Genomic DNA, 22,669 nt, shown 5'->3' on the forward strand with positions numbered 1-22,669 from the left:
ACAACGAAAATCAGAAGCATCTGATCAATAAGTCAAAATTACAACACACCCCAAACCCCCAGCTGACAGCCTCGGCGCCAAAGACCCATGCGCCAGGGAGGGTTGCTGTCGGCACGAGGGAACCGCTGGTGGCATGATCGGTAATACGCCAGCAACATGGGGAGCGGCATGCTTGATGCACAATTCGCCCAGTACGCCAATGACCATTGCGGCGAAGGCATGCCCAGTGATCGACAAGGCGCGGGTGAAACGCAGGCAATCAGGGAACAACGAGACGGCCATGGACAGACCCACTACGCAGCGACAAACCGCCCGCCGACCAAGCAAGCGCGCCTTGCCAGCCGGTACAGCCAACCAACTCGCCCGCACAGTGCATCAGCCATACCCGCGCGATAGACATAGCAGCCATGCCAGGCGCCGCCATCCGGCGATACAGGACCATCCACGCTCGATTCCAGCCAGCCCAGAGAGGACAACCCCATGAGTGCACCTATCAACCACATCGTGTTCATCATCATGGACAGCTGCCGCTATGACTCCTGCGTGGCGGCCAAGACACCGAATATCGAGCGCGTTGGCGAGATCGAAAAGCGTTACAGCTATGCCTCCTGGACCGCGCCATCGCACTACGCCTTCACCATGGGCATGTTGCCGCACAACACCCCGCGCGAGGTCTATGCCTCCGAGGTGTACAAAGAAGAGTTCGTGCAGTGGGTGACCCGCACCGGGATCACCGATGTGTCGTTCCGCAACTTCATCCCGGAACTGTCGCTGCCCAAGGTGCTGGGCCAACTCGGCTACCGCACGGTGGCGCGCGTATCGATGCCGGTGCTCAACCAGCAGACCGCCATCAACCAGCACTTCGATGACTACAAGCTGATGAGCAACCACAACGACTTCGCCGGCATGGTCGAGGAAATGACCTTCCCCGAAGACGAACCGCACTACTACTTCCTCAACCTGGGCGAAACCCACTACCCCTACATGCTCACGGACGAAAACCTGCCGCGCATCTCCGGGGTACATGGCGTATTCAAGACCCTAGGCGGCGAAGCCCAGCACAACGCGGCAGACAGCGAGGCGTTCTTCGATCAGGAGCAGATGGAAATGCTCCGTCAGCAGCAGATCCGCTGCGTCGAGTATGTCGATGGACTGATTGGCAAGCTGATGGAGAAAGCGCCGGAAAATACCTGGTTCATCATCACCGCCGACCATGGCGAACTGTTCGGTGAAGATGGCTATTTCGGCCACGGCCCGATCATGCACGAGAAGTGCTTTGAAGTGCCGTTCGTCGAAGGCTTCGCAGGCAAGGCCTGATGACTCAGCCGCTGTTCATCCTGGCACTGCCGCGATCCTATACCTCATTGATCGCCGGCATGCTGGGCCAGCATCCGCAGGCATTCGGGCTGCCCGAGTTGAACCTGTTCACCGTCGATCGTCTGATGGAAATGTGGGACGGCAAGAGCGACGCTGGTTTCAGCAAGTTCCAGCGCCACGGCATCCTGCGGGCGGTCGCCGAGATCTATGCCGGTGAACAGACCAGCAATACCGTGGAAATGGCCAACCACTGGCTGGCCGCGCGGCAGAGCCGTAGCGGCACCGAGGTTTTCCAGGAAATCTGCCAGGCGATTGCGCCACTGATGGCCATCGAGAAAAGCCCGGCGCATGTCACCAACTCGATCTATCTGGAGCGCCTCTACGCCGCCTATCCCGATGCCTTTTATATGCACCTGACCCGCCACCCGACCAATCAGGGCAACTCGGTGATGAAGATGCAGGAGGGCGGCTATGCCTTGTCGGTGAACTCAATCGATTACACCGACAACCAGGCGATCATCGATCCGCAACTCGCCTGGCATGACACCAACCTGAACATCATGGAACTGCTGGACAAGATCCCCGACCGGCAGAAGATGCATGTACGCGGCGAAGACGTGATGGCTGACCCACTGGGCAGCCTGGCGAACATCTGCCGCTGGCTGGGCCTGCGCGATGATATCGAGGCCCTGGAAGACATGCTGCATCCCGAACTGTCGCCCTTTGCCTGCGTTGGCCCGATCAATGCGCTGTTCGGTAACGACCCCAACTTTCTGCGCGATCCGGTATTCCAGCCCCATGTACCCAAACAGCCGCCCTTGCGTGCGCCCCTGCCGTGGCGCATGGATGGCGCCGGCCTGAAGGCAGAGGTACAGAAAATGGCCCTGGAATTCGGCTATCAATACTGACTGAGAAGCCCAGCATGCCCACACGCCCGCGCATCGGAAACATCTCCCCCCCCGGCCCTCTCGAGGAGCTGCCGTCGCTGCCGCCACACCTGCAGGTATTGCGCGACGACCTGCAAAAACGCGTACAGGCACGCCGGGTACGTAGCCATCTGGAGCGGGAGCTGTCACACCTCAACGGCAGTCGCGAGATCGCCGGCAGCGTACGCCTGCTGTTCGACGGCCAAGGCCGCCCTTCGGAAAACCTCAGCCTCAAGGAAATCGTCAAATACCGGCAGAAGATCGAAACCGATATCCAGTGGCTGGAGGCCATCCTCACCGAACTGCGCAGCGATCTCTCGGTCGTACGTGAACTGGAAGATGCAGCTCTGGACGTAGCCAGTGTGCAGCAAGCCGAAGAAGACTACTGAACCGACATTGACCAAGGAGCTGGCACATGCGCACCACGCTGATCAAAACCCTGCTGTCGAGCCTGTTGCTGCTGGCACCTCTGCTGGCCAAAGCCGCCGGCAATGAAGGCCAGCTGTTTGAAATGCAGGTCAATGGCGCCACCCGTAGCTACAAGCTCTACACCCCGAGCAATGCACAGGGCCCACTACCTCTGATGATCGTCATGCATGGTGGGCTCGGCAATGCCGACGAAACCGAGCGCACTACCGGCATGAACCGCATCGCCGCCAGCAACCAGTTCATGGTGGCCTACCCCAACGGCACAGGCACCCGGCTGATGAAGAAGCGCCGCACCTGGAATGCCGGCAAATGCTGCGGCCAGGCCGCCGAGCAGAATGTCGACGATGTGCAATTCATCCACAGCATGCTCGCGGACATCGCCAATCATCACCCCCTGGACCGTTCGCGGGTCTACGCCACCGGCATTTCCAACGGCGCGATGATGGCCTACCGCCTGGCCTGTGAAATCCCCCCAGGACATCGCAGCAATTATTCCGGTTTCCGGCACGCTGGCGCTCAATAGCTGCGCCGGGGCAAAGAGCGTAGCGGTACTGCATATCCATGGCGCGAAGGACAGCAACGTACCCTATGCCGGCGGCATGGGTGAAAACGCCATCGCCGGCGTGGCCCACCGCTCCGTACCGGAGACCCTGCAGATCATGGCCAAGGCGCATAATTGTGCCGGCTCCAGGGAACAGAACCTGCCTGACGGCTCGCAACTGACCAGTTGGAGCTGCCCGAGCCAGACGCAAGTGCAACTACGCCTGATCCCCAATGGCGAGCACGTATGGCCCGGCGGTGACAGTCGACGCAACCGCAAGCTGTTTGCCGGCAACTTCTCCGCCAGCCAGGCGGCCTGGGACTTTGCCAAACAGTTCCAGAAGAACCGCTGAGCAGCGCCAGACAAAGACAACCATGCCCGTTATAGTCCGTCGTGGCGAAGGCCTTGCACCGGCCATCGCGGACTTGCAACGCACGGGCGCCAGCAGCCGCAGTTATCCGTTATGCACGAGAATGCCACTATGTCGCAGTTGACCCACCTCGAACGTCTGGAAGCGGAAAGCATCGATATTTTCCGCGAAGCGGTTGCCGAAGCGGAAAACCCGGTGATGCTCTATTCCATCGGCAAGGACAGCGCGGTAATGCTGCACCTGGCGCGCAAGGCATTCTTTCCCTCTCCCCCGCCCTTCCCTCTGCTGCATGTCGACACCACCTGGAAATTCCAGGCGATGTACGAGATGCGTGAACGCATGGCCAAGGAGTCGGGCATGCAGCTGCTGATCCACCATAACCCGGAGGCGCAGGCCCAGGGGATCAATCCGTTCAGCCACGGCTCCTCGATGCATACCGACATGTGGAAGACCGAAGGCCTGAAACAGGCTCTGACTGCCCACAAGTTCGACCTGGCCTTCGGCGGTGCGCGGCGTGACGAAGAGAAATCGCGAGCCAAGGAACGCGTGTTCTCCTTCCGCTCCGCCCAGCATCGCTGGGACCCCAAGGCCCAGCGTCCGGAACTGTGGCGCTTGTACAACGCGCGCAAGCAACAAGGCGAAAGCATCCGCGCCTTCCCGATTTCCAACTGGACCGAGCTGGATATCTGGCAGTACATCTACCTGGAAGGCATTCCGATCGTGCCGCTGTACTTCGCCGCCAAGCGCCCGGTGGTCGAGCGCGATGGCACGCTGATCATGGTTGACGATGAACGCATGCCGCTGCGCGAAGGCGAGGTGCCGCAACTGAAGAGCGTGCGTTTCCGTACGCTGGGCTGCTACCCACTGACCGGCGCGGTGGAGTCGGAAGCCGACACACTGCCCGGCATCATTCAGGAAATGCTCCTGGCCACTACCAGCGAACGCCAGGGACGGATGATCGACCACGACAGCAGTGGCTCGATGGAAAAGAAAAAGGTCGAGGGCTACTTCTGATGAACGCACATACCCACCTCATCGAAGAGGACATCGAGCAGTACCTCAAGGTGCACCAGCACAAGAGCCTGCTGCGCTTCATCACCTGCGGCAGTGTCGATGACGGCAAGAGCACGCTGATCGGTCGCCTGTTGTACGACGCCAAGGCACTCTTGGAGGATCAGATGAGCGCCCTGGAAAGCGACTCGAAGAAAGTTGGCACCCAGGGCGGCGAGCTGGACTTCGCCCTGCTGGTCGACGGGCTTTCCGCCGAGCGCGAACAGGGCATCACCATCGATGTGGCCTATCGCTTCTTCGCCACCGAGAAACGCAAGTTCATCGTTGCCGACACCCCCGGCCACGAGCAATACACCCGCAACATGATCACCGGCGCCTCGACCGCCGACCTCGCGGTGATCCTGATCGATGCACGCAAAGGCGTGCTGACCCAGACCCGCCGCCACAGCTACCTGGTCTCACTGATCGGCATCAAGCGCGTGGTGCTGGCGATCAACAAGCTGGACATGGTCGCTTACTCGCAGGAAGTCTTCGAGCAGATCGACGCCGACTACCGCGCCTTCGCCAGCAAGCTCGGTATCGAGCATATCCAGAGCATCCCGCTGTCGGCCCTGCGCGGCGACAACATGACCGGTCCCAGCAGCAACACCCCCTGGTATCAGGGCCCGAGTCTGATGCAGCACCTAGAGAACGTACCCATCGACGGCGCCCAGGATGATGCGCCGCTGCGCATGCCGGTGCAGTGGGTGAACCGCCCCAACCTCGATTTCCGCGGTTTTTCCGGGCGCATCCTCGGCGGCAGCGTCCGCCCTGGCGACGCCATCCGCGTACTACCCTCGGGCAAGATCAGCACCGTAGAGCGCATCGTCACCCTCGGCGGCGACCTGGCCGTAGCCACTACCGGCCAGTCCGTCACCCTGACCCTGAACGACGAGATCGACATCAGCCGCGGCGATGTGATCGCCAGCGCCGATGCACCTCCGGCAGTCGCCGATCAGTTCGAAGCCACGGTAGTGTGGATGACAGAACAGGTCATGCTGCCGGGCCGCAGCTATCTGGTGAAGATGGGCGCCAGCACAGTCGGCGCGACGCTCAGCCCGCCGAAATACCAGATCGACGTCAACAGCCTCGACCAGCTACCCGCCAGAACCCTGGAGCTGAACGAGATCGGCGTCTGCACCCTGAGCCTGGATCGCGCCACCGCATTCGACCCCTACGCGGAAAACCGCGACATGGGCAGCTTCATCATCATCGACCGCTACAGCAACCAGACGGTTGGCGCCGGCATGCTGCACTTTGCCCTGCGCCGCTCGCAGAACATCCACTGGCAGGCCCTGGAAGTCGACAAGCAGGCCCGCAGCCGGCTCAACGACCACAAACCCTGCGTGCTGTGGCTGACCGGCCTGTCCGGCGCCGGCAAATCGACCATCGCCAACCTGCTGGAACGCCGCCTGCACGCCATGGGCGTGCACACCTACCTGCTCGATGGCGACAACGTGCGCCACGGACTGAACAAGGACCTGGGCTTCACCGCGGCAGATCGAGTGGAGAATATTCGTCGTGTCGGCGAAGTGTCCAAACTGATGGTCGATGCCGGGCTGATCGTTATCAGTGCCTTTATCTCGCCCTTCCGCTCCGAGCGCGAGCTGGCCCGCAACTTGGTTGCGCAAGGGGAGTTCATCGAGGTATTCGTTGATACTTCATTGAGCGAAGTGGAGAAACGCGACCCCAAAGGCCTGTACAAGAAAGCGCGACGGGGTGAGCTGAAGAACTTCACCGGTATCGATTCCCCCTACGAGGCCCCGGAAGCGGCGGAAATTCACATCGAAACCAGCCGCCAAAGCGCCGAGCAGGCAGCCGATCATATCGTTGAACAACTGCGCGCCCGCGGCCTGGTGCACTGAAAGTTTGCCGGGCCAATATGCCCGGCAACCCTTTCAGCAATAATCGGGACGGCACCAGCAAACCGGTGCTTGACCCGCCTGTTGCTGTCGAAAAGATCAACTTATGTTGAACTGTTACACACTCAATACACTCCAACGAGTGCAATTGATAAGCGACAGACCGTTGTAATAGCGCGCAATTACAGGCACGCCCGTTATAATCACCCCATCAACTTCACCAGTTGATCACCTGCTGAAGTTGCCCGGTTCAACCCGAACCTTGTTCGCCGGCCCTCGCCTCATTGTCGCAAGCACTGACGATTGGCGAGCCCGACGCATACGCCCCCTGCAACAACCTTGGATACTCACGTGACGAAAGATGAACTGCGCGTTGAACTAGAACGCCAGGCACAACGTTACAAGGATGTATACGGCGGAGAAGTCATTACCTACGCCGCTCAACCGGATCCCGAGCGCAAACCCTGGCGCAAGAAACCCAGCCTCCTCGATCAGGCGTTCCAGCAAGAACTGCACAAGATCGAACAGGCACGGGAAAGCGATTGAAGCGTCTTTGCTAGTGCGGCCCTAAACTATAAAGGCGCCTATTGGCGCCTTTATACTCAGCTCAAAGCAGCTTTAGCGACGCTTGCCGCCCAGCAGAGAGCCCATCAACCCCCGCACCAGCTGGCGACCAATCTGGTTGGCAGCCTGGCGTACAGCCGTCTTCATCACCTGGCTGGCAAGACTGCCCAGCAACTCACCAGCCATTCCCCCCAGCCCGCCCTCCTCCGCTGCCTTGCCGGCTGCATTCGGCTTGGCCACAGGAGCCTCGTCCGCTTGCTGCTGTGCACGCGCCATGAGCATTTCGTAGGCGGACTCGCGATCAAACGGTTTGTCGTAGCGTCCGGCTTGCGGCGAACTGCGCAGCAGTGCAGCGCGCTCGGCCTCGCTCAACGGGCCGATACGCGATTGCGGCGGGGCAATGGCCACGCGCTGGACCATGGCCGGCGTGCCCTTCTCCTCCAGGGTGCCGACCAGCGCTTCGCCAATGCCCAGTTCGGTGAGCACACTGAGACTGTCGAACTCGGGATTGGGACGGAAACCATCGGCCACCGCGCGCAGGGACTTCTGCTCCTTGGCGGTGAAAGCACGCAAACCGTGTTGAATACGCAAGCCCAGCTGGGCCAGCACATCATCCGGCAGATCACTCGGCGACTGGGTCACGAAATAGACCCCCACGCCCTTGGAACGGATCAGCCGCACCACTTGCTCCAGACGCTCCTGCAGGGCCTTGGGGGTATCAGCAAAGAGCAGGTGGGCTTCATCGAAGAATAACGCCAGCACTGGCTTGTCCGCATCGCCACGCTCGGGGAGTTGTTCGAACAGCTCGGCCAGCAACCAGAGCAGGAAGGTGGCGTAAACCTTGGGCGCTTCATGAACCAACTGGCTGGCATCGAGCAGATGGATGCGTCCGCGCCCGTCACCATCGGGACGCAGGATATCCTCCAGTTGCAACGCCGGTTCGCCGAACAGGGCATCGCCACCCTGTTGCTCCAGGGTCGCCAGGCGCCGCTGCAAGGCCTGCGCAGAAGCACCGGCAAACAGCGCACGATCCTCACCGAGCAGCTCGGGATGCTCCTTGAGGTGGTTGAGCAGCGCCTTGAGGTCTTTCAGATCGAGCAGCAGCAAGCCTTCGCGATCGGCGACCTGAAAGGCGGCATAGAGTGCCGCCTGCTGGCTATCCGTGAGTTCCAGCAGGTTGGCCAGCAGTAGCGGCCCCATTTCGCTGAGCGTGGTGCGCAGCGGGTGGCCACTCTTGCCGGCCACATCCCAGAGTGTCACCGGATAGGCCTGCGGACTGTGTTGCAGCCAGGGCATGCCGGCTATGCGCTCGGCCACCTTGCCCTGTGGATTACCCGCAGCCCCCAGGCCACAGAGGTCGCCCTTGATATCGGCGGCGAACACCGCCACCCCGGCATCGCTGAACAACTCGGCCAGGCGCTGCAGGGTCACCGTCTTGCCGGTACCGGTGGCTCCGGCCACCAGGCCATGACGGTTAGTCAGGCGCAATGCCTGGGCAACGGGCTGACCCAGCGGATCGGAACCCAATACGAACGAATCGGTTACAGGCATCTTGCCTTCCCTCGGGCTAAAGCTTTACTGCAGTTATGTCGTTATAGGTGTTGTTACCTATAAAGCCGGCGCTTCGTCAAACGGCCACTTACAAGACTGCTGCCAGACCTTACCGGACGCAAGCAACCATGACCCAGAACCTGAAGTTCAGCCACAAGATACTGCTAGCCGCCTCTCTGGTGGTAATCGCCGCCTTCTCCCTGTTCACCCTGTACAACGACTACCTGCAACGCAATGCGATCCGTACTGATCTGGAGCATGAGCTGGAGAGCCTGGGTCAGGTCACCGCCAGCAATATCCAGAACTGGCTGTCCGGGCGCATCCTACTGGTGGAAAACGTGGCCCAGTCTATCGACGACACCAGCACACCCGACTCGCTAACCAAGACCCTGGAAAGCAAGGTGCTGGCTTCAACGTTCGCCTACACCTATCTGGGGTCTGTAGATGGTGTTATGACCATGCGTCCCGCAGACGATCTAGGTCCCGATTACGACCCACGTATCCGCCCTTGGTACAAGGATGCCATGGCCGCTGGTGGCTCGACGCTTACCGAACCCTATATCGATGCCAGTACCAGCCAGTTGATCATCACCATCGCAACCCCCGCTGGCAGCAACGGGGTGGTAGGCGGCGACCTCAGCCTGGAAACCCTGGTACAGATCGTCAACTCGCTGGACTTCGGCGGCATGGGCTATGCCTTCCTGGTCAGCTCGGATGGCAAGATCCTGGTACACCCGGACAAGGATCTGGTGATGAAGTCGCTGAAGGAGGTCTACCCCCAGGACACCCCTCAAGTCAGCAGTGGTTTCAGTGAAGCGGACCTGGATGGCGTCCCTCGCCTGCTCACCTTCACCGCAGTCAAGGGCCTGCCCTCGGTGAACTGGTACGTCGGCCTGTCCATCGACAAGGACAAGGCCTATGCCACCCTCAGCGAGTTCCGCGCCTCGGCCATCGTTGCCACGGTGATCGCCGTCGTGTTGATCATGTTCCTGCTGAGCATGCTGATCAGCGTGCTGATGAAACCGCTGCGGGTGATGGGCAAGGCCATGCAGAACATCGCCCAGGGCGAAGGCGACCTGACCAAGCGCCTGCACATCCAGAATCAGGATGAGTTCGGCGAGCTGGCCAAGTCCTTCAATCAGTTCGTCGAGCGCATCCACACCTCGATCCGCGAAGTGTCCTCGGCCACCCAGCAGGTCAACGAAGTGGCCAAGCTGGTGGTCAACGCCTCCAACTCCTCGATGGTCAACTCAGACGAGCAAGCCAACCGCACCACCAGCGTGGCAGCGGCGATCAACGAACTGGGCGCGGCCGCGCAGGAGATTGCGCGCAATGCGGCACAGGCTTCCCATGAGGCGTCCGATGCGCGCCGCCTCGCCGAAGACGGCAGTCAGGTGCTGAAGAAGACCATTTCGGCGATGAACGAACTGTCGAGCAAGATCAGTGCATCCAGTACCAGTATCGAGGCACTCAACAGCAAGACGGTGAACATCGGGCAGATCCTCGAAGTGATCAAGAGCATTTCCGAGCAAACCAACTTGCTGGCCCTCAACGCCGCCATTGAGGCGGCACGCGCAGGTGAAGCCGGCCGTGGTTTCGCCGTGGTCGCCGACGAGGTCCGCAACCTGGCACACCGCACCCAGGAGTCGGCTCAGGAAATCCAGAAGATGATCGAGGAGCTGCAGGTAGACGCGCGCGAGTCGGTCACCACCATGACCGAAAGCCAGCGCTACAGCAGCGAGAGCGTGACCATTGCCAACCAGGCCGGTGAGCGCCTGGGTAGCGTCACTCAACGCATCGGTGAAATCGACGGGATGAACCAGTCAGTCGCTACCGCTACCGAGGAGCAAACCTCGGTGGTCGAAGCCCTGAACATGGACATCACCGAGATCAACACCCTCAACCAAGAAGGCGTGGAGAACCTGCATGCCACGCTGCGCGCCTGTGGCGACCTCGAGCAGCAGGCCAGCCGCCTGAAGCAGCTGGTGGATAGCTTCCGTATCTGAGAGTCTGTTTACGATCTCTTGGCTGTCGGCCATCCTGCGTTAAAAGTGGCCTCAAAATGCTCATTTACAACTTGTAAACTGCGCTTTTTCGGCCACTTTCGCCTTGCCTGGCTCTAATCCAAAAGATCGTAAACAGGCTCTAAGCGGCTATTCGGGCTCGGGCGGATCTTCAGCCTGCTCTGCAGACACCTGCAGATCCGCCCACAGCTCTGCGGCACCGGGAAACTCGGTGCCATCCTCTTCACTCAGCGCATCCGGGTCATAGCGGCTGGTGCAGCCCTCACCGAGAGTCGGTGGCGGGCTGGCCGTTCCGGGCTTGCGCGGGTTGTGCATAGAAACCTCGACGGGCTGATTGCAGCCCTCAGTCAGCGTGGCAGCCCACGTTCGTGCTGGGCGAATTCCTTGACCGCACGCAACACATCATGACAGCTGATCTGCCCCAGCAGACGCCCCTCCTCAACCACTGGCAAGCGCCGATGACCGCCATGCAGCAAGCGTTCGGCCACTTCGATCACGCTCATTTCCGCGGAAATCGTTTCAACCTGCGGGTTCATGCAGGCGCTGACCGTACCGCCGGTTTCCTCGAAATAGGCACCGGAGAGTATCCCGCGCAAGCAGTCAGTCTCACCCAGCAGGCCGATCAGGCTGCCCTGATCGTCAATCACCGGTGCCCCGGAAATGCGATGTTCGAGCAGCAGGCCGATGGCGCTATAGAGATCGGTGTCGCCGTGGAAAGTCACCAGGTGCGTGGTCATGTAGTCGCGCACCTTGATTGATTTGAGCATCGCTGAGCTCCTTTGCCGTGAGTCCTAATACGGCCACGGCAACCAGACTCAGTCGAACACCACCGTCTTGTTGTCGTGTACCAGTACGCGATCTTCCAAGTGATAGCGTAGCCCACGGGCAAGAGTCATCTTCTCCACGTCGCGCCCCAGGCGCACCATGGTCTCGATACTGTCGCGATGGCTGACCCGCACCACATCCTGCTCGATGATCGGACCGGCATCCAGCTCCTCGGTGACATAGTGGCAGGTGGCACCGATCAGTTTGACCCCACGCAGCGAGGCCTGGTGATAGGGTTTGGCACCGGCGAAAGACGGCAGGAAGCTGTGGTGGATATTGATGACGCGACCGGCAAAGTCCTCGCACAGTTGCGGCGGCAGGATTTGCATGTAGCGCGCCAGCACCACGGCATCGGCCTGGCAGTCGCCGATCAGCCCGGCCACCTGGGCGAAGGCAGGCGCCTTGTCCTGCGGGTTGACCGGCACATGGTGGAAAGGAATGCCATGCCACTCGACCATACTGCGCAAGTCATCATGGTTGGAGATGACGCAGGGAATATCGCAATCCAACTCGTCGCTGTGCCAGCGGTGCAGCAAGTCGGCCAGACAATGCGACTCGCGACTGGCCATCAGCACCACGCGCTTCTTCTGCGCCGAGTCGGTGACCCGCCACTCCATGGCGAACTCGCGGGCAATCGGGGCGAACGCCTGACGGAAGCCGGCAAGATCAAAGGGCAGTGAATCCGCACGAATCTCATGACGCATGAAGAACCAGCCACTCTGGTTATCCGAGTGATGACTGGCTTCCGTGATCCAGCCGTTATAGGTGGCGAGGAAATTACTGACTTTGGCGACAATGCCAACGCGGTCCGGGCAGGCAATGACCAGCCGAAAAGTGCGCATGGGAAAACTCCAGAAACTTTGCAAGGGCGCCATTCTAGCCAGTGTCCGCGAAAACTTCAGTACTCACGCCAACCCGCCAGACCTAACCCGCACACGCACTGCACCCGAGCAACGCCATGACTCGCCAACAAAAAGATAATTGACGACCTCAATGCAGCCGTGACCTGCAGGCCGTAAAGAGCTACGGCACAAACGGAATACAAGCTAGACAATCTGGGCATTACGACATTCGAGTTACAAGCAGAATGAGCGCATAGAGATATATTGTCTGAAATAACTCGCACAAAACTTTACCCGCGTATTTACTTGATCCAAGTGCCTGTCTATTATTGCTTTCACTTCATCATCGCCACCCGCCACCTTACAAGGTAGAAGCACATGTCCCTGATCAACGAATACCGCGCCACCGAAGAAGCCATCAAAGAACTGCAAGAGCGCCTGAAGAATCTGTCGCAAGACGACAAGCTGAAAAAAGAGCTGGAATTCGAAGGCAAACTGCGTACCCTGATGGGCGAATATCAGAAATCCCTGCGTGACATCATTGCCCTGCTCGACCCGGAAGCCAAAATGAGCAAGGCTCCGCGCACTGCCAAAGCCACTGGCAGCAAACGCGCCCGCAAGGTCAAGCAGTACAAGAACCCGAACACTGGCGAAGTTATCGAAACCAAAGGCGGCAACCACAAGACTCTGAAAGAGTGGAAAGCCAAGTGGGGCGCTGCTGTTGTTGAAGGCTGGGCCACCCTGCTCGGCTAAGGTCGCACAGAACAATAAAAATGCCGGCAGATTGCCGGCATTTTTTATTCCCCGCTTAATTGCCGACGCTACACACGCCTCAGCCCCGCGATTCAACCGGCAACATTTGTACGTAATCCTGCCACTGCTGCAGCACCTGCTGCTCTGCCGCACTCGCCCGCGGCAACTCTTGCGCCAATGCGTCAGCAAATTGCGCCAGTGTGTTGGGCGCACCGGCCGCACTATTACTCAAGCGCTCCTGACAAAAACTTTCCCAGCGTGCAACTTCATTGCTATCGAGCGACTCCGGGAAATTGCGCGCCCGATAACGAAACAACAGCTCGGGCAAGCGCTCATCACTAAAGCCCCAATTACCCTGTGCCAATTGCTGCGCACTCGCCTGGCGTACCTGCTCGCATAAGCGCCGGTCACGCTCACCCAGAAACCCTGCATACAATTGCTGTTCGGGATCGGCCACTGCGGCAAACTCTTCCTCAGCATAAATATCGGCCAATTTGGGCTGCCATTGTGCTGATGCATCGTTCAACAACTTCGCGCGCGCCTGGCACTCCTGCAGATTCAATTGCAAACGGGCAATATCCTGCACACGCAATACATTCAGCGGCGCCACCACCGGACACCTATTGATATGCAGCAGCTTCAGCGGCACCGGTAACTCACCCTCACCCAAATGTTCGCGGCGGGTATAGAGACGCTCGCGCAGGGTCTGCGCATCCAGCTCCAACAGCGGCTGCACCTGCGCCTGCAGATCACACACGATCAGCGCATTGCGATTGCGTGGGTGCCAGGCCAGCGGCAGAACCACGCCCAGGTAGTTGCGCTGACCGGCAAAACGCCCGGAAACATGCACCAGCGGCTGCAGCAAACGAATCTGCTCCATTACCTTGTGCTTGCTGCGCAGCTGAAACAGGTAGTCGTACAGCTTGGGTTGGCGCTCGCGCACCAGCCGCGCCAGGGCAATGGTTGCGCGAACATCCGCAAGCGCATCGTGGGCCTGCCCATGCTCGATACCATTGGCCACGGTCAACTTCTCCAGCTTCAGCGACACCCGCCCTTCTTCGTCACGCGGCCATTCGATACCTTCCGGCCGCAGGGCATAGGCGGTACGCAGCAGATCGATCAGATCCCAACGGCTATTACCGTTCTGCCACTCGCGGGCATAAGGGTCATAAAAGTTACGATAGAGGCTGTAACGCGTCATCTCGTCATCGAAGCGCAAGCTGTTGTAACCCGCACCACAGGTGCCCGGCAGGGCCAGCTCAGCATGGATCCGCACCATGAACTCGGCCTCGCTGAGGCCCTTCTCTTGCAACACCTGTGGCGTAATGCCGGTGATCCGGCAAGCTGCCGGGTGCGGCAGGATGTCGACGGACAGGCGGCTGTACAGGTTTAGGGGCTCCCCGATCTCATTCAGTTCTTCATCGGTACGAATACCCGCCACCTGCAGCGGACGATCATTGCGCGGGTTGATACCGGTGCTTTCGTAGTCGTACCAGAAGATGCTTGAGCTCACGGGCGTATTCCATAAATAAGGTCGACTGCAGTCTAACAGGCGCCTATAGCCGATAAAAAACGCGATAAAGCATGATTTCGCTCACGTCGAAGTTCACCGCCGCTTGCTGCATTCCTGACTCTATCGCTAGGATGCGCAACTGGAATTTCCCCACACCACAAGGACAGTACCCATGAGCGACGTTATCGCCCAGAACCCCTATGCCATGCCAGGCAGTCAATTGCAGGAAGTTTCTGCGCCAGGGCAGGCTCCATCGATTGCCGAAGCACTCAACCGCGGCTACGACTTCTCCATCGGCGATCTGCTGAGTGAAGCCTGGCAGAAAACCAAAGGCACCAAAGGCATCATTTGGGGCGGTTTTCTGGTGTTCTACGCGGCACTGTTTGTCGCTTCCTTCGTCATGATCATGGTGATGTCGCTGTTTGGCGCCATCGGTGCCGTGGGCATAGCCGGTCTCGCAGATGGCTCTGGTGATGGCCTGTTGGCTGCCGGAGTATTCGGCTTCGTCCTGATGGGCCTGGCCTTCCTGCTGGTCATGCTGGCCGTGGTTTACCCCTTCGTCGCCGGCATCAATATGGTCGGCATCCGTCAGGCCGCCGGCCAGCCGGTACGCTTCGGCGAAGTATTCAGCCACTTCGGCCGCACCCTGCCGCTGCTGCTTGCCGCGATTCTGATGGGCATCCTGGTCAATCTCGGCTTCATGCTGTTCATCCTGCCCGGCATTTACCTGGCCGTTGCCTTCATCCTCACCATTCCACTGATCGTCGAACGCAAGCTGTCGGCATGGGACGCCATGATGACCTCCTGCAAGGCCATCAATCAGCACTGGTTCAAGGTGTTCTTTCTCTACATCGTGCTCGGCATCATCCTGACCATCAGCATGATTCCGCTGATGATCGGCCTGATCTGGACCTTCCCGCTGTTCATCGTTGCGCAGGGCGTGCTCTACCGCACCATCTTCGGTGTACTGCCAGCGCCAGCCAACTGAGTCATCCTGCTGCGCTCGGGCTGCCCAGGCGGCCCGATTGCCTTCCCTCCTGCTGCTGGCTAGCATCAGGCTTTCTTCGACGCAGTTGACCGATGCAGCCTACCCCGCCCAGCGACGCCCATGAGCCATCCCGTATCCGCCAACGGCTACTGGATACCCGTCACCATGTGGAAACCCCCGAAGGCATCGATCTGGTTCTGCGCCCGGCCGGCGCCTTGCCGCGCATCCTGGCGTTTGCCATCGACCTGCTGATCCGCGGCGCCATCCTGCTGCTGCTGTTCATCATCCTCGGCTTTCTCGGTCAGTTCGGCGTGGGCCTGGGCAGCATCCTGTTTTTCCTGGTCAACTGGTGGTACATGGTGCTGTTCGAAGTACTGCGCCAGGGCCGTTCGCCAGGCAAGCAGCTCATGGGCCTGCGTGTGGTGCACGACGATGGCACCCCGGTCGGTTGGGGCGCCTCGCTGACCCGCAACCTGTTGCGCTTCGTCGATATGCTGCCCTTCGGCTACTGCCTGGGCCTGATCAGTTGCCTGAGTCATCCGTCCTTCAAGCGCCTCGGCGACCTGGCGGCCGGCACCCTGGTGGTCTATCGGGAGGAAAGCACCAGCCGCCCACTGATTCCCGAGGGCGACAGCGAACGTGCGCCGTTCCGCCTGAGTCTTAACGAGCAACGCGCCCTGCAAGGTTTCGCCGAACGCCAGAGTGGCCTATCGGCGGCTCGCCGCACCGAGCTGGCGGGCATTCTGGCCGAGCCCCTGGACGTGCCGGAAGAGCAGGCCGAGGCCCGCCTCAACAGCATCGCCCGCGGCCTGTTGGGGGCAACATGAAACAGCACCTGTTCGAACAACGGCACAGCGCCGACTGGCAGCGCTTCTCTGCCCTGCTGGAGCAACTGGAGCGCGGCAAGGCCGAAGCCAAGGCCTGCGAAAACTTCGCCGCCGATTATCGCCACCTCTGCCAGCACCTGGCCCTGGCCGAAGAGCGTGGCTACAGCAGTCACCTGATCGATCAGCTGCAGCACCTGGCGATGCGCGGCCACCAGCAGTTCTACCGCCACCGCAGCCATCTCGGCGCACAACTGATCGGTTTCATCCTGGCCGGTTTCCCCCAGCTGGTTCGCCGCGAATGGCGAAGCGTGCTGGCCGCCTGCCTGTTGTTCTTCGGCAGCCTGATCGGCATGGGCCTGCTCACCTGGCAGTTCCCCGAGCTGATCTACGGCCTGCTCGACCCGGCCCAGGTCAGCGACATGGAACGCATGTACGACCCGGACGCCCGGCGCATCGGCCGCTTCAGCGAGCGCGACGCCGCCGATGACTGGATGATGTTCGGCTTCTACATCATGAACAACATCGGCATCGCCTTTCAGACCTTTGCCAGCGGCCTGCTGTTCGGTCTGGGCAGTCTGTTCTTCCTGTTTTTCAACGGCCTGATGATCGGTGCCGTCGCCGGCCACCTGACGCGGATCGGCTACAGCGAAACCTTCTGGTCATTCGTCATCGGTCACGGCGCCTTCGAACTGACCGCTATTGCCTTTGCCGGTGCCGCCGGCCTCAAACTCGGCTGGGCACTGCTCGCCCCGGGTCGACTGCGCCGCAGCGAAGCCCTGCGCCAGGCCTCCAAACACAGCATCCAGCTGGTGGCCGGGGTGATCTTTTTCCTGATCATCGCCGCCTTTATCGAAGCTTTCTGGTCGTCGATGACCTACACCACGCCGACCATCAAATTCATCGTTGGCGCCGCCCTGTGGCTGCTGGTCATCGCCTATTTCGTTTTTGCCGGACGCCATCGCCATGCGCCTGACTGACGCCAGCGTCGCCATCCGCCCCCGCAACACCTGGGAAGCGCTCGATCTCGGCGTGCTCCTGGCGCAACGCCATGCCGGCCTGCTGATGGCCAGCTGGGCCCTGGTAACCCTGCCGATATTCGCCGTGCTCAGTCTGCTGCTGTGGCAGTACCCGAGCCTCGCCGTATTCATCTTCTGGTGGCTAAAGCCGGCCTGGGAACGCCTGCCGCTGTATATCCTCGCGCACGCGCTGTTCGGCGACACCCCCAGCCTCAAGCAGGCACTCAAGGCCCTGCCCGGCCTGCTGCGCCCGCAATTGCTGGCCAGCCTGACCTGGCGGCGCTTCAGCCCGACGCGCAGCTTCGACCTGCCGGTGCTGCAACTTGAAGGCCTGTCAGGCGCCGAACGCAGCAAGCGCCTGGTCGTGCTCGGCCAGGGCAACAGCGGCAGCGCCACCTGGTTGACCGTGCTCGGCATGCTTCTGGAAGGCGTGCTCTGTCTGGGCCTGGCCGGCCTGTTCTATCTGCTGCTGCCACAGCAGGTAGCGATCGACTGGGACTGGCAAAGCATGCTGCAGAACAGCAGCCCCGAGTGGCTATGGCTGGAGCATCTGTCCAACCTGCTCTACGCCCTGATACTGGTGTTCTGGGAGCCGATCTACGTGGCCTGCGGCTTCACCCTCTACCTTAACCGGCGTACCGCCCTGGAAGCCTGGGACATCGAACTGGTGTTCCGCCGCCTGCGCCAGCGCCTGACCGGCAGCGCCTATGCACTGGCTCTACTGTGCAGCCTGCTGCTCTTCACCCCGGGTCAGGAGGCCTGGGCCGAAAGCCGCAGCGGCAGTTGCCCGATTCCCGTCGAAGATCCCATCGGCCCCGATGCAGAACGCCTGCTCAAGCAACCGCTGACCAGCCAGGCCGCCCAGGACAGCATCGACAAGCTGCTCGACAACCCGCCATTCGAGAACCGCGAGACGGTCACCCGCTGGCGGATCGGCGACGAACCCAAGAAAGAAGCCGAGGAACTGAACAAGGAAGACCTCGAGGGGCTGGCCAAGATCTTCAAAGGTCTCGGCAAGCTGTTCGACTATTTCAAGACCGTGAGCATAGTCGCGACCATCTTCGAGGTGCTGCTGTGGACGCTGCTGATCAGCCTGATCGTCCTCCTGCTGTGGCGCTACCGCGAATGGCTGAGCACCTTTGCCAGCCGCCTCGGCCTGCCGCAGCGACGCATTCGCGAAATGCCGAGCCAGCTGTTCGGCCTGGAGCTGGCTCCGGAAAGCCTGCCGGACGATGTCGCCAGCGTCGCCGAACGCCTCTGGGCCGAACAACCACGCGAAGCCCTCGGCCTGCTCTACCGCGCCCTGCTCAGCCGCCTCCTGCATGACTACCGCCTACCGCTGAAAGGCTCGCACACCGAAGGCGAAGTCCTGCAACTGGTGCAACGCCTCGAACAAAGCGAGCTGCATCGCTTCAGCGCCGTACTGACCGGCCACTGGCAGAACCTCGCCTATGGTCATCGCCTGCCTCCGCAAGCGCTCAAGCAGAGCCTGTGTGACGCCTGGCGCCGGCTGTTCCCGGCAGGAGCCACGGCATGAACCGCACCACTCGCTTTGCCATGGGCAGCCTGGTGGCACTGGTGATCGGCCTGCTGGCCATCTACGTCCTGAGCCAGCTGCAACCCTACGACGAAACGCTCGAACACGGCCCCGCCCCGGAAGTCGAAGCCGATCCGTTCCTCGCTGCAGAAATGTTCCTGCGCCAACGCAAGCTGAGCGTCAGCCGTGCCGACGGCATTTCCGTACTGCGTCAGCTGCCGGCGGCCGGGCAAACCCTGATGTTGCTCAGCGGCCGTGAAGACATGACCCCGCGCCAGGCCCGTCAGGTGCTGGAGTGGACGGCCAAAGGCGGCCACCTGGTGATCGTCGCGGAAAGCATCTGGGACGAAGAGGAAGGCAAGAGCGACGACCTGCTGCTCGACAGCCTGGGTATCCAGCAGCACCTCACCGAAGACCTCGACGCCGAAGAAGCAGGTGACAGCGAAGCCAGCGACGAGCAAAACAGCGACGAGCAGGTCGAGGAAGACCAACTCGACGACGAAGACAGCGCCGTGGAAGAAGAGCTCGCCGATGCCGTCGCCGCCCAGGTCGAAGCCGAGGATGCAGACCGTTATCCGGAGCTGACCAAGCTCTACCTGGAAAACGAGGACGCACCGGCCTACGTCGACTTCGATACCGAATACCACCTGTACGACGCCAGGAACCGCGCCCATGCCTGGGCCAACAGCGGCGACGCCACGCACATGCTGCAGCTGTACCACGGCGATGGTCTGGTGACAGTGCTCACCGATGCCTGGATCTGGCAGAACGAGAATATCGACCAATACGACAATGCTTGGCTGCTCTGGTACCTGAGCCAGGACAGCAGCGTCACCCTGATCTACAACGCCGTGCGCGACAATCTGCTCAGCCAGCTGCTCGATCACTACCCCGCCGCCCTGACCGCCCTGGCCCTGCTGATCGCCCTGCTGCTGTGGCATGTCGGCCTGCGCCACGGTCCCTTGCAGGGTCAACCCAGCCATGCCCGCCGGCAACTGGAAGAGCACCTGCGCGGCGGTGCCGACTTTCTCCTCCGGCGCAGCGGCCAGACGCATCTGCTGCACAGCCTGCAGCGCGATATCCAGCGCCGCGCCCGCCACCGTCACCCGGGCTTCGAACGCCTGCCCGTGGCCGATCAGTGGCAAGTACTCGGGCGCCTTACCCGTATCCCCACCAGCGCCATCAGCCAAGCCATGCGCCCCGCGCCTGCGCAGAAGCTGTCTGCTGCCGACTTCACCCGTCAGGTCGCCAACCTGCAAACCCTCAGGAATGCCCTATGATCTGGCACCTTGCAAAAGTTAGATTCCCAATCTATCAAGAAATAGCCCCTGGCTAACTCGTAGTCTTGAGATTGTGCTTGAGGGTCGGCAAATGGCCCTAACTCTGCACGAGCAGACACAGGGATTGGGTGTCTGGTCAATGTAGGCGATGGCACATGGAGCTTTTGTGGGCTACTGAGGACTTGGTGATTGCGGGGCAACCCTATCCGGGATTCCCAATTCTGCTTTGGGACTCAATGGAGAGTTGCATCCCAGCCAATCGGTTCTTTCGTCACTACCTACTCCGCGGAATAATTGGCTCTAGGCGATCTTGGCCCAGTACAGGACGCTCTCTGTACGACTTCTTCAGCTTCCTTCAGGCCCATGAACTGGACTGGCGCGACGTTGATCGGGGCGAGGCCAAGAGCCTTGTGGCAGCCTATCGGGACTACTGCCTGGTGGCGTGCGAATTGGCACGGAACACCACTCGCCAACGCCTGCACTACATTTGCAAGTTCTACGAGTTCGCCCAGACGGAAAGGTGGGTGGAGCGCCTACCCTTCGGCTACGAAGAACGCAGAGTGAGGCGAGAAAAAGGATTCCTTGCGCATATCGATGCCTGTGGCGGCGCCACCATGGCAAACGATGTGATGCCGCGTAGACACAAAGCCCTGCCCAAGTTTCTGAGTATGGCCGAGATCAAGGCACTCCTTGCTGCGGTGGATAACCCTCATCATCGGATGATGATCCGCTTGGCGCTGCACACAGGCCTACGCCGCGAGGAAATCGCCACTTTCCCGCTGTTCTATGTATTCGACCCCGACAAAGGAGGACGAAACGAGCGAAACCTCCGCATTCAGCTGGACCCTTACGACGGTAGCGGAATGGCAACCAAGGGCAGCAAGCCGCGAGATATCTACGTCAGCCGCCGGTTCATGGCCGACCTCTATCGCTACACAACAAAAGTGCGTGGCGAGCGTGCCTCGCTGAGCAATATCCCGCAAGAGGCGCTGTTCCCCAATCAACTCGGTGAGCCCTATGGCTCAGACGGCAAGAGCATCAACCGGATCATCAGCGGTGCTGGCAAGCAGGCGGGAATCAAGGTTCATACGCACATGCTCCGGCATACTTACGCCACCTATACCCTAGCCAGCCTGCAGCGCAACCGTGTGAACGGGATAGACCCTCTGGTGTTCCTCCAGCGGCAACTTGGCCACGCCTCGATTCAAACGACCATGGTGTACCTGCATGTGGTCAATGAAATGGCCGACGAGGTGGTGCTGGCCTACGACGACGAGTTGAACGCACTGGCGGGAGAGGAGTGATGGGCAAACGCAAGGTTTTTGACAAGACCGACCTCAGCATCCCGCAAATCGAGCACAGTCACGACGCGCTCGGCAATGTAGTAATTCTGCCCGAGGTAATCCCGCCGACAAACACTACGGTCGAGTTCGGGCGGATCACCACCGCTAACAGCCGGCGCATCCACTTTGCCCGCTGGTATGGCGCTGGCATTGACTCCATCACTTACGCCTGTCAGCGCCAGATCGAACGCTTCCTAGCCGGCCAGGATGGTGGCATCGAGGTTAGCACTGTGGCTAGCTACTGCGTTAACGGGTTGCCCCAATTCCTCGATTACGCCTTACTGCGGGCGACGGCCTTTGGCCGTGTCTTATCCCTGGCCGATGTGAACCGGGACTTTATCGACGGTTATCTCAGCCATCTGGCCGGAACGGGGGTCGCTACTATCAGTCAGAAGTCCCGCTATTCGCATGCCAAGGCTGTGCTGCTGGCCTTGGGGCGGCGTGGACTGTTTTCGCTGGTTACCAACGGCGATGCGGCCACCTTCCCACGGAACCCCTTCCCGAACTGCAGCCGCAAGATCAAGGGCGAGACATCGCTATCCAGACGCGAGAGGCAAGCGCTCACTTTGGCGCTGCGGCAGGCGATCAAGCCGATCTGGGTCGATGATACGCCGGTGACCGTCGAACTGCTGGCCCCCGCCCTGCTGGTCGTGGCACTGCACACCGGACGCAATACCTCACCGCTGCTGGAAATGGGCCGCGACTGCCTGCGCCGACACCCCAAAGACGATACTGAGTTTCTGGTGCTGTGGAAGCGGCGCGGTTACAGCTCCAACAAGGTGGCCGTGCGCGCCGAGTCGAAGGTCGAGCGTCTGATGGAATCCACACCGACCGTGAGAACCAACGTGGCGCGCCTGGTCCGCCGCGTGATGGCTCTGACCGAACCCCTGGATGCTGAGGCCCCAGCAGAATTCAAGGGCCGCATATGGCTGTATCGCGCTCGCGCCAATCGGTTGGCTGGTCAAGTTACGGCGTTAACTCCAAGTATGTTGTCTAGGGCGACAGAATGCCTCGTCGCCAAGCATGGTCTGACTGACAGCGACGGAAAACCGCTACGCATCAACGTCTCGCGCCTTCGCAAGACCTGAATCGCCCCTAGTTTCGTAGACAC

22 protein-coding genes and 1 pseudogene are annotated in these 22,669 nt (G+C 60.6%); 18 read left to right on the top strand and 5 right to left on the bottom strand.

What is annotated here, in order from left to right; translation table 11 throughout:
- The first annotated feature begins 480 nt into the window (after positions 1–480).
- From LRS11_RS21570 to LRS11_RS21605, 8 genes are all read left to right on the top strand, one after another.
- Positions 481–1,317, top strand: coding sequence for a sulfatase-like hydrolase/transferase (locus tag LRS11_RS21570; protein WP_173208823.1), 837 nt, complete (start codon positions 481–483; stop codon positions 1,315–1,317).
- Positions 1,317–2,225 (top strand): sulfotransferase family protein, encoded by a 909-nt coding sequence (locus LRS11_RS21575; protein WP_260494868.1) that lies wholly within the window; start codon positions 1,317–1,319, stop codon positions 2,223–2,225. Before LRS11_RS21570 ends, LRS11_RS21575 begins: the two co-directional genes overlap by 1 nt.
- A gap of 14 nt (positions 2,226–2,239) precedes the next feature.
- Positions 2,240–2,632 carry a hypothetical protein gene (locus tag LRS11_RS21580; protein ID WP_260494869.1) on the top strand — a complete coding sequence of 131 codons (393 nt, stop codon included), beginning with the start codon at positions 2,240–2,242 and terminating at the stop codon, positions 2,630–2,632.
- Positions 2,633–2,658: 26 nt separating this feature from the next.
- Positions 2,659–3,195 (top strand): alpha/beta hydrolase family esterase, encoded by a 537-nt coding sequence (locus LRS11_RS21585; RefSeq protein ID WP_260494870.1) that lies wholly within the window; start codon positions 2,659–2,661, stop codon positions 3,193–3,195.
- Positions 3,134–3,565: a hypothetical protein gene (locus LRS11_RS21590; RefSeq protein ID WP_260494871.1), complete on the top strand. Its 432-nt coding sequence runs from the start codon at positions 3,134–3,136 to the stop codon at positions 3,563–3,565. Before LRS11_RS21585 ends, LRS11_RS21590 begins: the two co-directional genes overlap by 62 nt.
- 111 nt (positions 3,566–3,676) lie before the next feature.
- Positions 3,677–4,597 carry a sulfate adenylyltransferase subunit CysD gene (cysD, locus tag LRS11_RS21595; RefSeq protein ID WP_260494872.1) on the top strand — a complete coding sequence of 307 codons (921 nt, stop codon included), beginning with the start codon at positions 3,677–3,679 and terminating at the stop codon, positions 4,595–4,597.
- The gene (cysN, locus tag LRS11_RS21600; protein ID WP_260494873.1) at positions 4,597–6,498 is read left to right on the top strand and encodes a sulfate adenylyltransferase subunit CysN; all 1,902 of its coding nucleotides are present in this window, start codon (positions 4,597–4,599) and stop codon (positions 6,496–6,498) included. Before cysD ends, cysN begins: the two co-directional genes overlap by 1 nt.
- A 348-nt stretch (positions 6,499–6,846) precedes the next feature.
- Entirely contained in the window at positions 6,847–7,041 is a 195-nt protein-coding gene (locus LRS11_RS21605) for a hypothetical protein (RefSeq protein ID WP_173208836.1), read from the top strand.
- A gap of 72 nt (positions 7,042–7,113) precedes the next feature.
- Here the strand turns inward: LRS11_RS21605 and LRS11_RS21610 are convergent, their stop codons facing one another.
- The gene (locus tag LRS11_RS21610; protein WP_260494874.1) at positions 7,114–8,610 is read right to left on the bottom strand and encodes a DUF853 domain-containing protein; all 1,497 of its coding nucleotides are present in this window, start codon (positions 8,608–8,610) and stop codon (positions 7,114–7,116) included.
- A 128-nt stretch (positions 8,611–8,738) separates the two neighbouring features.
- Between LRS11_RS21610 and LRS11_RS22620 the strand changes: the two are divergent.
- Positions 8,739–9,758 (top strand): annotated as a pseudogene (locus tag LRS11_RS22620) (cache domain-containing protein); the annotation flags it as partial.
- Positions 9,759–9,851: 93 nt separating this feature from the next.
- Positions 9,852–10,616: a methyl-accepting chemotaxis protein gene (locus LRS11_RS22625; RefSeq protein WP_409519829.1), complete on the top strand. Its 765-nt coding sequence runs from the start codon at positions 9,852–9,854 to the stop codon at positions 10,614–10,616.
- Positions 10,617–10,763: 147 nt separating this feature from the next.
- On the opposite strand, the gene LRS11_RS21620 is transcribed toward LRS11_RS22625, so the two are convergent.
- Genes LRS11_RS21620 through purU form a run of 3 tightly spaced genes read right to left on the bottom strand, consistent with a single transcriptional unit; the run spans position 10,764 to position 12,301 of the window.
- Complete coding sequence (locus tag LRS11_RS21620) at positions 10,764–10,949, bottom strand: hypothetical protein (protein ID WP_260494876.1); 186 nt, start codon at positions 10,947–10,949, stop codon at positions 10,764–10,766.
- A 32-nt stretch (positions 10,950–10,981) separates the two neighbouring features.
- Complete coding sequence (locus LRS11_RS21625) at positions 10,982–11,401, bottom strand: CBS domain-containing protein (RefSeq protein WP_260494877.1); 420 nt, start codon at positions 11,399–11,401, stop codon at positions 10,982–10,984.
- 48 nt (positions 11,402–11,449) lie between these two features.
- A complete protein-coding gene (gene purU, locus LRS11_RS21630; RefSeq protein ID WP_260494878.1) occupies positions 11,450–12,301 on the bottom strand; it encodes a formyltetrahydrofolate deformylase in 852 nt (283 codons plus the stop codon).
- Positions 12,302–12,679: 378 nt separating this feature from the next.
- On the opposite strand from purU, the gene mvaT reads away from it, so the two are divergent.
- Positions 12,680–13,054, top strand: a complete 375-nt coding sequence (gene mvaT, locus LRS11_RS21635; protein WP_182834140.1) for a histone-like nucleoid-structuring protein MvaT — start codon at positions 12,680–12,682, stop codon at positions 13,052–13,054.
- A 79-nt stretch (positions 13,055–13,133) separates the two neighbouring features.
- Here mvaT and sbcB read toward each other — a convergent pair whose 3' ends face one another.
- Positions 13,134–14,567 carry an exodeoxyribonuclease I gene (gene sbcB, locus LRS11_RS21640; protein WP_260494879.1) on the bottom strand — a complete coding sequence of 478 codons (1,434 nt, stop codon included), beginning with the start codon at positions 14,565–14,567 and terminating at the stop codon, positions 13,134–13,136.
- A gap of 172 nt (positions 14,568–14,739) precedes the next feature.
- Between sbcB and LRS11_RS21645 the strand changes: the two genes are divergently transcribed.
- The 7 genes from LRS11_RS21645 to LRS11_RS21675 all read left to right on the top strand — a co-directional run bounded on the left by LRS11_RS21645 (position 14,740) and on the right by LRS11_RS21675 (position 22,646).
- A complete protein-coding gene (locus LRS11_RS21645; RefSeq protein ID WP_260494880.1) occupies positions 14,740–15,555 on the top strand; it encodes a hypothetical protein in 816 nt (271 codons plus the stop codon).
- Between the two features lie 92 nt (positions 15,556–15,647).
- A complete protein-coding gene (locus tag LRS11_RS21650) occupies positions 15,648–16,382 on the top strand; it encodes an RDD family protein (protein WP_260494881.1) in 735 nt (244 codons plus the stop codon).
- Positions 16,379–17,359 (top strand): stage II sporulation protein M, encoded by a 981-nt coding sequence (locus tag LRS11_RS21655; protein WP_260494882.1) that lies wholly within the window; start codon positions 16,379–16,381, stop codon positions 17,357–17,359. The genes LRS11_RS21650 and LRS11_RS21655 overlap by 4 nt, the downstream gene beginning before the upstream one ends.
- Entirely contained in the window at positions 17,346–18,935 is a 1,590-nt protein-coding gene (locus LRS11_RS21660; RefSeq protein WP_260494883.1) for a DUF4129 domain-containing protein, read from the top strand. Before LRS11_RS21655 ends, LRS11_RS21660 begins: the two co-directional genes overlap by 14 nt.
- Entirely contained in the window at positions 18,932–20,215 is a 1,284-nt protein-coding gene (locus LRS11_RS21665) for a DUF4350 domain-containing protein (protein ID WP_260494884.1), read from the top strand. Before LRS11_RS21660 ends, LRS11_RS21665 begins: the two co-directional genes overlap by 4 nt.
- Before the next feature lie 524 nt (positions 20,216–20,739).
- A complete protein-coding gene (locus LRS11_RS21670) occupies positions 20,740–21,519 on the top strand; it encodes a tyrosine-type recombinase/integrase (protein WP_260494885.1) in 780 nt (259 codons plus the stop codon).
- Positions 21,519–22,646 (top strand): hypothetical protein, encoded by a 1,128-nt coding sequence (locus LRS11_RS21675; RefSeq protein WP_312026987.1) that lies wholly within the window; start codon positions 21,519–21,521, stop codon positions 22,644–22,646. Before LRS11_RS21670 ends, LRS11_RS21675 begins: the two co-directional genes overlap by 1 nt.
- Positions 22,647–22,669: the final 23 nt, after the last annotated feature.

The sequence above is a fragment of the Pseudomonas sp. J452 genome (assembly GCF_024666525.1).
Lineage (GTDB): Bacteria > Pseudomonadota > Gammaproteobacteria > Pseudomonadales > Pseudomonadaceae > Aquipseudomonas.

Coding starts and splice junctions, on each gene's coding strand:
- LRS11_RS21665 (WP_260494884.1), top strand. CDS start 18,932: ATGAACCGCACCACTCGCTTTGCCATGGGCAGCCTGGTGGCACTGGTG.
- LRS11_RS21675 (WP_312026987.1), top strand. CDS start 21,519: ATGGGCAAACGCAAGGTTTTTGACAAGACCGACCTCAGCATCCCGCAA.
- LRS11_RS21620 (WP_260494876.1), bottom strand. CDS start 10,949: ATGCACAACCCGCGCAAGCCCGGAACGGCCAGCCCGCCACCGACTCTC.
- LRS11_RS21650 (WP_260494881.1), top strand. CDS start 15,648: ATGCAGCCTACCCCGCCCAGCGACGCCCATGAGCCATCCCGTATCCGC.
- LRS11_RS21625 (WP_260494877.1), bottom strand. CDS start 11,401: ATGCTCAAATCAATCAAGGTGCGCGACTACATGACCACGCACCTGGTG.
- LRS11_RS21580 (WP_260494869.1), top strand. CDS start 2,240: ATGCCCACACGCCCGCGCATCGGAAACATCTCCCCCCCCGGCCCTCTC.
- LRS11_RS21610 (WP_260494874.1), bottom strand. CDS start 8,610: ATGCCTGTAACCGATTCGTTCGTATTGGGTTCCGATCCGCTGGGTCAG.
- LRS11_RS21645 (WP_260494880.1), top strand. CDS start 14,740: ATGAGCGACGTTATCGCCCAGAACCCCTATGCCATGCCAGGCAGTCAA.
- LRS11_RS21575 (WP_260494868.1), top strand. CDS start 1,317: ATGACTCAGCCGCTGTTCATCCTGGCACTGCCGCGATCCTATACCTCA.
- LRS11_RS21655 (WP_260494882.1), top strand. CDS start 16,379: ATGAAACAGCACCTGTTCGAACAACGGCACAGCGCCGACTGGCAGCGC.
- mvaT (WP_182834140.1), top strand. CDS start 12,680: ATGTCCCTGATCAACGAATACCGCGCCACCGAAGAAGCCATCAAAGAA.
- LRS11_RS22625 (WP_409519829.1), top strand. CDS start 9,852: ATGGTCAACTCAGACGAGCAAGCCAACCGCACCACCAGCGTGGCAGCG.
- purU (WP_260494878.1), bottom strand. CDS start 12,301: ATGCGCACTTTTCGGCTGGTCATTGCCTGCCCGGACCGCGTTGGCATT.
- LRS11_RS21660 (WP_260494883.1), top strand. CDS start 17,346: ATGCGCCTGACTGACGCCAGCGTCGCCATCCGCCCCCGCAACACCTGG.
- cysN (WP_260494873.1), top strand. CDS start 4,597: ATGAACGCACATACCCACCTCATCGAAGAGGACATCGAGCAGTACCTC.
- cysD (WP_260494872.1), top strand. CDS start 3,677: ATGCACGAGAATGCCACTATGTCGCAGTTGACCCACCTCGAACGTCTG.
- LRS11_RS21585 (WP_260494870.1), top strand. CDS start 2,659: ATGCGCACCACGCTGATCAAAACCCTGCTGTCGAGCCTGTTGCTGCTG.
- LRS11_RS21570 (WP_173208823.1), top strand. CDS start 481: ATGAGTGCACCTATCAACCACATCGTGTTCATCATCATGGACAGCTGC.